Here is an 11630-nt window from a genome sequence, read left to right as displayed (position 1 = left end):
TTCGTCTTCTTAGCTATAATGTTGCAATATTAGAGCCAATTCCTGATTTCCTTAATGCTAAAGTGATTTAGTAGATTAACTTTTTTTCTCTTCAAGCTGTAAATGCGTATGCTGCAAATTTATCCTATCTTTGTAACCATATACTGCTTATGAAATTGCAATATCATTCCCGTATTTGATACGGGAACGATACGAGAATGATACGAGAATTATATGAGAATGATATGACTACCTTAAAAGAAAACTGGAAGCGGGTTCAGAAGTTACAGGAAAAGAACTTGAGTATCGTTAGCAGGCAATTATTTCCTTTTCTATAAACCCGAAACACGATAAAATAACTTGCCTTTTGGCTACTCAATTATGCCCTATCCACTATAAAGATATCTATAGTGTTTTGAAATTAACCCGGATTCCTGCTTTTGTATAAGGGGAAAATAGATGTAATTAAGAGAAGATATCCCACTCATTATAAACAGTAGGGATAAATTCCTTTAGCAACATCGGTTTCGTTGCTAAAGGATGAATGTGCCTACTGCATTATACCCGAGATTGCTATTAGCAATAGCAGAAGTTGGATAACCGTCAGCTATACAATTCGGGTGCCGGTTTTCCCTTCAAAGGCATCTACAATTTTATCAATGGAAGTAATTAACACTTCCGAGCCCCCGCGTTCCAGAAAATCAATAGCTGCCTTGATTTTAGGACCCATACTGCCGGCAGGAAATTGTTTTTCTGCATAATAGCGTTTTGCTTCTTCCACAGTCAATTTATCCAAGTTCCGTTGATTTTCTTTGCCGTAATTAAGTGAAACCTTTTCTACACCGGTTAAAATCACGAAGAGATCGGCTTTAATTTCCAATGCTAAAAGTGAGGAAGCAAAATCCTTATCAATAACTGCATCCACACCTTCGTAAGAGCCATCATCTTCTTTATAAATTGGAATTCCGCCTCCGCCTACGGCAATAACTATTTCACCCTTATCTACAAGTTCTTTAATTGTAGCGGCAGGAATTATCTCAATGGGATAGGGCGAAGGAACAACGCGACGAAAACCTTTTCCGGAGTCCTCTTTAAGCGTCCAACCCAATTTATTTTTTATGTCTTCTGCCTGCTCAGCAGTATAATAGGTGCTGCCAACGAATTTTGTAGGATTCAACATACTGGGGTCATTTTTATCTACTACAACCTGGGAAATGATAGTGATAACCTGTTTATTGATATTGCTTTTATGCAGTTTATTCTGTAAACTTTGTTCAATCATATAGCCCATTGTGCCTTCTGTAGCAGCATTTAATACCCCTAAAGGCAGAGGTGAAATACCTTCCTTTTCACCTATTTCCTGTTGCCGAAGCAAATTCCCTACTTGGGGTCCGTTGCCATGCGTTATGCTTAAGTGGTAGCCGCGTTTTATTAATTCTACAACGCCGCCAAGAGATTCGCGAGTATTGGCAAACTGTTGTGCTATAGTTCCTTGTTCCCCTGCTTTAATAATGGCATTTCCGCCAAGCGCTAAAACTGCTGTTTTATTCATTTTCATTTTCCTCTATCCATAGTAGTTATTTTTAAGCCGAAAAGTTAATTCCCGTTGTTGTTGCTAAGAGAATTAACTTTGCTGCTATAAGTAAAAAAAGGGAAAGGAGGTGACAAAGCACCTCCTTCAGAGAAATTGTTATTTTTTAGCGGATTTTTTGCCGAAATCCTTCAAGACATCCACTATAGTAGGAGTTCCGATTTCCTGTAATTCATAGCTTACTTGACAAGCGGGTTTATTGATTTTAATTAAACGTCGCAGGTCTATCGGAGTAGCAATAATCACAGAATCGCATTCAGCGTTATTGATGGTCTTTTCCAAATCCTTAATTTGTTTGGCGCTATAACCCATAGCAGGCAATAAAATACCGATATCAGGATATTTTTCGTAGGTCTGTTTTATTTCTCCAACAGCCCAGGGACGAGGATCAACAAGATCGGCACAACCATATTTTTCGGCAGCTATAACTCCAGCTCCATAAGTCATTTCACCATGGGTTAAAGTAGGTCCATCTTCCACCACTAAAACCTTTTTACCTAAAATCATTTCCGGATGATCTACAAAAAGAGGTGATGCAGCTTCAATTATTTGAGCTTTAGGATTGATGAAACGAACATTATCCCGAACTTCATTAATATCATCAAGATCGGCACTATCAATTTTATTAATAACGATTACATCAGCTAAAAGGACATTTGTTTCGCCTGGATAATAGGAAATTTCGTCCCCCGGACGATGAGGATCAACTACAACAATCTTAATTTCCTTATCGGAAGTGTAAAACGGAATATCGTTATTGCCACCATCCCAAACAATGACATCGGCTTCCTTTTCTGCTTCCTGTAAAATTGCTCCATAATCCACACCGGCATAAATAACACTATTCATCATAATATGCGGTTCGTATTCTTCCATTTCTTCAATAGTGCAATTATGCTTTTTCAGGTCTTCCAATTCTGCAAAACGCTGAACTTTTTGCTGAACCAGGTCGCCATAAGGCATAGGATGACGAATGGATACAACTTTCAGACCTTTTGCCTTAAGAGCTTTCACAACCGCTCTGGTGGTTTGGGATTTTCCACAACCGGTTCGGACTGCACATATTGTAACTAAAGGTTTGCTGGTCTTAATAGTGGTGTTGTTTTTTCCCATCAACATAAAATCGGCACCACAGGCATTAACTAAGGATGCCTTGTGCATTACTCTTTCAAAAGGAAGGTCACTATATGCCAGAACAACCAAATCAACATTGTGCTTTTTAATCAGGTTTTGAATTTCGCTTTCCGGATAAATCTTGATTCCCTCCGGATAAAGCTTTCCTGCTAAAGCAGCCGGATACTTTTTGTCATCAATACCGGGAATTTGAGTGGCTGTAAAGGCAACAACTTCATAATCCTTATTATCGCGGAAGAAAACATTGAAATTATGAAAGTCCCTTCCTGCTGCGCCCATAATGATAACTTTGCGTTTCATTATTGAATCTCCTTTATCATGTTATAGTTAGATATTTGTTTTCACCGTTTTAATAAGCGTTTTATCGTCAAGGAAAATCTGAAAATAGCAAATGGTGGATGCTATTTACACTGCAAATTTCGGTTCCTGCAAAATGGATTTCAAGGATGAATTACCAGGGCTCAAAGAAAATGAAATTTGTCACTGCCCCACCAGATAGCTGAAGTGCTTACAGTGTGCATTAAATTTATTATCCAGGATAAACGGAAACTAAACTTAGCAGAAAATATTCTGAGAACTCAAGCCACTTGACATTTAAGCTGCTTTAAATATCATCGTCTCAGTAAAGGATTATAATGAAAACAACACATAAACTGATAATTGGAACCAGCGAACTAATGCCTGAACTGGCAGATAGCTCCATTCAGCTGATAGTTACCTCTCCTCCCTATTTTAATGCACCTTTTGATTATGAAGGTTTCTATTCTAATTATGATAAGTATTTGGAAGTGATGACTACCATTTCCAAAGAGATGTATAGAGTATTGGATAAAGGTAGAATATTAATCTTAAACATAGACGATATGTTAGTAAACGGAGTTAAGTATCCTATAACGGCGGATTTTACCAAAATTCTTCAAGGAGCTGGTTTTACCTATAGAGATAGAATAATCTGGAAAAAACCGCTGCGTTGATAATAATGGAAATAGCTGATGAAATGACCTTAATATACTATAAAAAGCTATAATTTAAGGAGAAACGATGAAAAAAGTAGTATTTATTCACAGAGCAATACTTTCCCTGGTATTGCTACTACCGCTTACAGCTTGTATTTGTAGTAAATGTGGAGACAACTGCGAGAAAGGCATAAGAGTTAATGGAGTTTTACTAAAATACGAAAATTCAGTATCCATTTCCCAAGGTTATGAAGATAACTCTCTGGATATCAAAGGCGGAACTTTGTCAGTTGACCTGATTGGATACTCTAAACCACAAGCTGACTTAAAAATAGAATATTGGGAATATGAGCCAGGAGATGCTACTATTCTTTTGAATAAGGGAAAAATATCCTGGGAAAGTAAATCCCATAAGCCAGTTTCTTTAACAAGTATTAACGGAAACATTCCCGAAGGACTGAACTTGACCATAGAATCAGGAACAGGGGAAACAAAACTAAACTCATTAAAGGGAAATCAATCTATCTCAATAGATACAGGGACAGGTAAAACTGAAGTATCTAACAGCCAATTTGATAAGCTTGAGATAGATAGTGGAACCGGTTCCGTTACTGTATTTAGTACCAGTATCAATAACTGTTCCATAGATACAGGTACCGGCTCTGTTAGTATAAAAAACAGCGTGATAGAAGATGCTGAGATAGAAACTGGAACAGGGAATATAATTCTGGAAAAAAGCAAGATAAACAAGCAAAACTTCATGACCGGAACAGGAAAAGTGAAGGCGAAGGACTGAAAGCTGAGGGCAGAGAGAAAAAAATAATAGGTCTGACGACTTGTTTCACATAGATTACGCAGATAGGATCTTAGAAACGAGGATTTAAGGATTAAAGGATTTAGAGGATTTAATAGGTCTGGGATGAACAGGATTTTAGGGATTTTAGGGATTTTAGGGATTTTAGGGATTATTAAATTGTAAAAAAACTTAATCTATACCGAGTTTCATCAGCTCTATTTTTCATTCTTCATTATAGTCGTCATGAGTCATATGTGCCCTAAAAGTTATTTCACAGTGAAAGTTCTCAAGGCACAAATGACTCCTGACTTACATTCTTAATTTTTTATTCATCGTCTATTCTCAATTCTCAATTAAATCTCTTTTTCTCTTTCTCTCTTTTCCTCTTTGTGAAAAATCTTTCCGTGTATTCGGTGTTTTCGGTGGCTAAAAATAACTATCTCGCCATCTCACTATCTCACTTCATTTATTCTCTATTCTCAATTATTCTCTTTCTCTCTTTCTCTCTTTGTAAAAAATCTTTCGGTGTATTCGGTGTTTTCGGTGGCTAAAAATAACTATCTCGCCATCTCGCCATCTCGCTTAATTCATTCTCCATTAAATCTCTCTTTCCCCCTTTGTAAACCAAAATCTGAGTTTTCGCATTATTTTCCTTGACAGAAAATTAGCAGTCCAATTTTGTGTTTGCTAAGTAAGCCCTGTCGCTTATATTATTATTGAATAATAAATACATTATGGAGGTTACAATGAACATCAGACCCGTAGAAGACCATTTAGCGGTGAAACTTAGCACCCTGGAAAATGAAAAGACCGTTGGCGGAATCATTATTCCCGATACAGCCAAAGAAAAACCTCAAATTGCTGAAGTAATTGCTGTTGGCAACGATGAGGATTTGCAAAAAATAGTGAAAGTGGGCGATAAAGTCCTCTTTGGCAAATATGCCGGAACCGAAATTGAACTTGAGGGAGAAAAGCTTCTTATTCTTGCCAAAAGCGATCTCCTGGCTATCGTAGAGTAAACAAAATGGCTATCGTGGAAGTTCAATCTGCCACTTTTGAGACCGAAGTTTTAAAGTCCACTCAACCTGTTTTAGTTGATTTCTGGGCTCCCTGGTGCGGTCCCTGCAGAGCGCTTAGCCCTACAATAGAGAAAATAGCCAGCGAAACCGAAGGCAAAGTGAAAGTAGTGAAAGTGAATGTTGATGAGGCACAGGATATAGCCGCTAAATATTCCGTGATGTCTATTCCGACCCTGCTGATCTTTGTGAACGGCGTTGTTAGCGACCAATTGATAGGACTGGTGCAAAAAGACAAAATTATGGATAAACTGAATAAGTTTATCGTGTAAGTCCAAGCTAAAATATAAACAGCCCGAGAGTTACTACCCGGGCTGTTTTTATTGTCTCTCACAGATTTCACGGATAACACAGATAAAAGTGAGAAAGTGAGATGGCGAGATAGCGAAATGGCGAGACGGAAATAGAGGGTGAGAACGAAGTATTTTTTTTTTAACAAAGAGAAAAAGAGAGAAAGAGAAAAAAAAGAGATTAAATTGAGAATGTAGAATGTCAAGTCCTGAAATAGTTGACATGTTAAGGACGCAAAAACGACGACGTGCACGTGTGAAGGGTGCTCGTCGTTTTTGCTTAACTTAGAGTGCATCGTGTACCTCGCACGGCGTCTTATACATCAGAGCCCTATGCAATCGGTTATTATTATAGATGTAGATAGCATCTGAAGCTAATTCCTGAGCTACCTTCACAGATTGCAAAGTCATTCCTAAGCCGAATTCCTGTTTTAAGATGCCATTAATACGTTCTGCCACAGCGTTATCGTAACAATGAGCTATGCCGGTCATGCTACATAGGATATTGTTGCTATTCAATATTTTTTGATATTCCTCACTGCAATACTGGCTTCCATGATCAGAATGGTGAATAATCCCAGCAGGATCATCTACAGTACTAATTGCCTTTTGAAGAGCTTTACACGCATGTTTTGCATGCAAGCTGTTGGCAACAACAAAGCTGATAATCTTTCGCGAATACCTATCAGTTATCAGGTATAGATAGGCAAAGCCATAACAGGTATTAAGATAGGTAATATCCACCACCCATGCCTGATTCTTCTTGTCTATCGTTTTCTTATCCAACAGATTAGGAAATACGGAGAACTGTTTATCTGAACATGAAGTGCGGATAAACTTGCGCTTTTGCTTAACCAGCATATCATTCTCGGCAAGCAGTTCGAATAACTGATCCCGCCCTATCTTCAACTCTGGTTTCCCACTGTTATTCAGCATTATATGCAACTTTCGGACTCCAACCTTTGGCTGTGTATGACGGATATCCCGAACTTCTTCAAGCACCATCTGATTACGCTCAGTCCGAAATTCCTCTAAATGACTGTGCTTGTAATATGCCTGGCGAGTGTATCCAAAGGTCATACAAATTGCTTCCATGCTTGTATTTAATCCGATTGTGTCAGCTTTTCTTTGAGCTTCTCGGCAAGCTGAAAACCAAACTTTTTTTTTAAGCTAACATGAAGCTCTTTTTCTGCTATTTCAACTAATGATTCCCATGCCAACACTTGGTACATGGCTGTCATCAAGTGCTCTCTTCAAGCATTTGTTCTCCTTACGGAGCACTACTAATTCGCGTTCTTCTGCTTGTGTCATAACGTATACCACCTTATTTATTTTGTTGTTTATACCATATTTCTCTATCCAAGATGGGATAGAATCTTTTCCGGGGATCCAATATAACCTACGGGCTCCTTCCGCACTTATCAGACCGTTTTCGACCTCTTCCACCACTTGCATTTTGAAAGCCACACTATAGTTTGTACGCTTCCTTTTGGTTTCATTTTTTGTCCACATTTCCATATCTCCTTTATAGTATTTTGTGTCAACTTATTTAGGACACCACAGAATGAATGGTGAACAGTGAAAAGTTAATGGTGAACAGTGAACGGTGAAAAGTTAACAGTGAATAGTGAAAAAAAAAGAAGACAGGATTAAAAGGAAAACTTGGATGTTAATATCATTTATACACCCATATTAAAGTTTATAAATCCCTAAAATCCCTATAATCCTGTTCATCCCATACCTATTCAATCCATTCTATCCTGTTCATCTCTTACCTATTCAATCCATTTAAACCTATTCATCCCTTACCTATTCAATCCATTCTATCCTGTTCATCCCTTACCTATTCAATCCATTTAATCCTGTTCATCCCTTACCTATTTTTTTTCTCTCTGCCCTCCGCTTTCAGCTCCTTACTAAATTTATCCTCTAAATCCTTTAATCCTGAAATCCTTGTTTCAAAAATCCTTGTCCTAAAATCCTCGTTTCAAAAATCCTTTTCCTGAAATCCTACCCTCATTTCAAAAGAGTAACCTTTCTTATGCTGTTTTCTTTATCTGCTTGCATTCTAATAAAATACATACCTGTTCCGCAGGGTTGTCTGTTAGCATCATCACCTTCCCAGAGTAATTTATATCTACCTCTTTCTTTTTTACCGAAGGCATAAGAACGAACCAATTGTCCCCTGATATTGTATATTTCAATTTTCACTTCTGCTGTTTTGCTAAGTTCGTAATTGATTGTGGTGGAAGGATTGAAAGGATTGGGATAAATAGAGCGAATTCCTGTAACCAAAGGTATTTCCGGTGTGCCATTATTGCCATTATCATAATTAATACTAAGAGAACCGTAAAAACCGGAAACACCATCAAAATCTTGTGTTTCCAGCCAGTAATAATATGTTCCGGACTGATATATTTCTTTATCAGTATATATATACACTTGCTGTTGGGAAGTATTTGTTGCTCTGATAAGGGGGCTAATTACAATTGCCTGACCGAGTGTATCTGCATTTGCCCTATATATGTAATATCCATTCACTTCAGTTTCTGATTGGGTAACCCACATTATATTTATTCCTCTTTGAGGATTAAGGTTTAGAGTAAAAGCGGATAGTTCTACAGGTAGAGTAGGATTTTGACCTTCATCCAAAACAGTGATTATTTCACCCTTTGCTCCAAAATCCACATTTTCAAAAGTTATAATTCCTGTTGCGCCTTCTTCAACAGTGCAAGGATAAGGAATTGAATGATGCCACTCACCACCATAATAACAAATGCCATACCAGGTTCCGGAACCTACTTCAAATGTTATACTGGCTGTTTCAGTTCCTATTAAACCCAGCACTACAGGATTATTAAGTGCAGCGTAATTGGGTAAAGATTGCACAATTGAATTTGTTTCATCTACACTTTCATCAAGGTCTAAATCTATGGTAGGATTGATAACAATATCCTCTATAGGAGTAGGGACATTAGCAGGAATAACAGCATTTATTTTTATATCATCAAGGTAAACATAGTATTTGTAATTTCCATAATAATGGAAACCGATGTAAACTGTTCTTCCGATATAACTTCTTAAATTTATTTCCGTTCTTTGCCACTCACTACTACTTAAAGTAACAGGATTCCAAGTGAAATTTGCAGGGTTAGTATTAGTGGATATTCCCCATTCCAGAGTTTCCTCACTGGTATTTTCTTTTCTGTGCCAGAAGGTAAGTTTGAAATACGGAGCCATAACAAAGACCGGTGCTGTAAACAGATATTGATTATAGTCATCAGATTGACTATACGAACTGAACCGAACGGAATACTGTCCAGGATTGGAATGGTTTTTAGTAGCATCCTGGATAATTTCATTTCCACTATGAACTATAGTAGTCCATCCGAGGGGAGGAAATGTTTCCTCTTCAAAATTTTGTGTATAGGGATAATGTCTAATAGTAGGATCTCCTATTGTAGTAAAAGTCCAGGTTGCACAATTTTCCGCATTTCCTGTTTCATTATATGGAACTACCTTCCACCAGTATTTTTTGTTTATATCAAGATTTGGAGCATAGCTGGTAACAGTTCCCATATCCACATTATTTAAATATATAAATGGAGGAATAACACTTCCAAAGGATAAATAATAACCTCTGGGTGAACCACCTCCACTTGTCCAATTCAAGGTTTGAGATAAAGAAACATTTACAGCTTCATCAGCAGGACTTACAATAATTGCCGGATTGGGAACAGATGACGGAGGAGCTATATGCACACCTGTAATATCATCTATCATCCGATAGTTACCATTTGTGGCAATATGCTTGAAGGCAATATAAATATCTTTACCGTTATATGCACTTATGGATATAGACGCCTGTTGCCAGGAAGTTGTAAAGGTCTGATAATTTCCAGTCCAGATAGTTGTGGCAGCTGAAAAATCAGTGCTTTCGGAAATCATTACATAAGTATATTCATCATTATAATCCCAGTTGGATTCTGAAGAATAGTCCCTATACCAAAAAGTTAAAGTATTTGCTCCGTTAGTCGGCCTTAATTTAGGGGTTACCAACCACCATTCGCCTGAAGCGTAACCAGCTGAGACAGAACCAGTTCCCGTATGGGAGAAGTCGGTTTTTTTTATCCAGGATGTAGCAGGTGAGGTCCAATCCTGAGTAGGAAAAGCTCCTTCAAAATTTTCACAAAGCACATATTGGCCTGCTGCATAACCAGTTAGAGATACATCATAGCCGGAACGAAGTCCGTCACTAATTCTCAAAATAGCTGTTTTATTACCTTCAGATAGTGGCTTAAACCGAACAGGAATATTTACACTTTGTCCTGTTCCCAAACTCGCAGGAAGGTTTAAGTAGTTTATTTCAAAATCATCGGGATTATTACCCTGCAGGGTAAAACTTGATTCATTCAAGCTTAATACTCCTCCTCCTAAATTAGTAATCGTTACATTGGTATAATTGGTAACACTTTTAACATTGGTGTATGGAAAATTAATTTCCGTAGGGGTATAGCTCAAAATAGGAATTTCCGGAATATCTTCAATTGTTATTTTATCCAATCCCAAATTACAAGATAAATATCCATAATTGCTTAGCGCTCTATATCTAATATAAATATGGGAAGAAGAATAGTCAGCGAGGGAAATGATATTATTGAACCAAGTGTTGGTAACGGAAAGGTCGTGGCTATAGATTGTAGTCCAGGTTGCTTGATTATCTGTTGATATTTGCACATCCATTGGAGCAGGATAACCATTTGCTCCAATCCAAGCCCAATAACTTAATCTTTTATTACCAGTGCTTAAGTTCAAGGGAGGAGAAATAAGACAATAAGGATTATAATCATCATCAGCATTATAAACATTTAAACGCGTAAAGTAAGAACCGTCATAAGCAGAAACAGCTCCATGAGCAGCATCATATTGAACTAATTCCCAATAATAAGTTGCTCCTGCACCTGCAGTAACTATCCAGTTTCCACCTCCACTTTCAAAGCTTTGAGTGTAAGGAAAAGTATTAATCGTTGTATCAATACAGCTTCCGGTAAGTTCAATTGTTTTTTCATCTCCATTATAACATATAACCACTGTTCCTGTTTGAGTTCCACCCTCCAGAGGGTTAAAGAGAACAGTGAAAGTAGTTGATTCATTTACAGAGAGTTCCAAATCACCAGGTTGTTGACTGATAGAATAAGAATTATTCGTAGTATATAGGTTATTTATATATAAAGTAGCTCCGCCGGTATTAGTAATAGTAAATTGTTGAGAGGAGGTTAAGCCCATAATTAGTTCTCCAAAATTATAGGACTCGGGGTTAACAGAACAGATAGGAATTTGGGGAATCTCTTCAATAGTAATGTCATCAATGGAGATATACCAGGGAATAGAATTGATAGTTCCTAAAATACCAAGATAAAATAATCCGTTAGTAGCAGGAACAAAAGTGCCTTCCAACCTCTGATAACCACCATTTATTATACCTGTGGAAGGCATAATTTCGTTAGTCATTCCAGCCACAGTAGCTGAAGCACCATAGCATATTTTAATACTTGCATCGGTGGAATTTGAACCATCCTGCCTGGCGTAAACTATAGCTCTATAAGCAATCCCGGCTTGCAATTGAATGGGTTTGAACATCCATCGGCTATTACTCCAACGCAAGAAAGCATTCCAAGAGCCGGTGAGGGGAGAACGATTATAATCAGTTAAGGAATTATTGGCAGTCCATGCATTAGAACCGCTTACGCTTACTTGAGTCCAGCCAGAAATAGCTGTGTTATGAGTATTTCCATTTTCAAAGCCCTC

General features: G+C 37.6%; 9 protein-coding genes. 4 read left to right on the top strand and 5 right to left on the bottom strand.

The window, feature by feature from the left end; translation table 11 throughout:
- Window positions 1-586 precede the first annotated feature (586 nt).
- Both arcC and PLE33_07445 read right to left on the bottom strand, forming a co-directional pair.
- Window positions 587-1531: a carbamate kinase gene (arcC, locus tag PLE33_07450; GenBank protein ID HPS61085.1), complete on the bottom strand. Its 945-nt coding sequence runs from the start codon at window positions 1529-1531 to the stop codon at window positions 587-589.
- 138 nt (window positions 1532-1669) lie between these two features.
- Window positions 1670-3004, bottom strand: coding sequence for a cyclic 2,3-diphosphoglycerate synthase (locus PLE33_07445; GenBank protein ID HPS61084.1), 1335 nt, complete (start codon window positions 3002-3004; stop codon window positions 1670-1672).
- Window positions 3005-3339: 335 nt separating this feature from the next.
- On the opposite strand from PLE33_07445, the gene PLE33_07440 reads away from it, so the two are divergent.
- From PLE33_07440 to trxA, 4 genes are all read left to right on the top strand, one after another.
- Window positions 3340-3678 (top strand): DNA methyltransferase, encoded by a 339-nt coding sequence (locus PLE33_07440; protein ID HPS61083.1) that lies wholly within the window; start codon window positions 3340-3342, stop codon window positions 3676-3678.
- A 67-nt stretch (window positions 3679-3745) separates the two neighbouring features.
- Window positions 3746-4456: a DUF4097 family beta strand repeat-containing protein gene (locus PLE33_07435; GenBank protein ID HPS61082.1), complete on the top strand. Its 711-nt coding sequence runs from the start codon at window positions 3746-3748 to the stop codon at window positions 4454-4456.
- A gap of 746 nt (window positions 4457-5202) precedes the next feature.
- Window positions 5203-5475 carry a co-chaperone GroES gene (locus tag PLE33_07430; protein HPS61081.1) on the top strand — a complete coding sequence of 91 codons (273 nt, stop codon included), beginning with the start codon at window positions 5203-5205 and terminating at the stop codon, window positions 5473-5475.
- A gap of 5 nt (window positions 5476-5480) precedes the next feature.
- Entirely contained in the window at window positions 5481-5804 is a 324-nt protein-coding gene (gene trxA / locus PLE33_07425; protein HPS61080.1) for a thioredoxin, read from the top strand.
- Window positions 5805-6107: 303 nt separating this feature from the next.
- Here trxA and PLE33_07420 read toward each other — a convergent pair whose 3' ends face one another.
- The 3 genes from PLE33_07420 to PLE33_07410 all read right to left on the bottom strand — a co-directional run.
- Window positions 6108-6917 (bottom strand): IS3 family transposase, encoded by an 810-nt coding sequence (locus PLE33_07420; protein ID HPS61079.1) that lies wholly within the window; start codon window positions 6915-6917, stop codon window positions 6108-6110.
- 8 nt (window positions 6918-6925) lie between these two features.
- Window positions 6926-7063, bottom strand: coding sequence for a hypothetical protein (locus PLE33_07415; GenBank protein ID HPS61078.1), 138 nt, complete (start codon window positions 7061-7063; stop codon window positions 6926-6928).
- 775 nt (window positions 7064-7838) lie between these two features.
- The coding region (locus PLE33_07410) for a choice-of-anchor J domain-containing protein (GenBank protein HPS61077.1) at window positions 7839-11630 on the bottom strand (3792 nt) is incomplete at its 5' end.

The sequence above is a fragment of the Candidatus Cloacimonas sp. genome, assembly GCA_035403355.1.
Classification (GTDB): Bacteria; Cloacimonadota; Cloacimonadia; order Cloacimonadales; family Cloacimonadaceae; genus Cloacimonas.
Note: the sequence above shows the minus strand (reverse complement) of the source record. Positions and strands in the feature narration are given on the sequence as shown.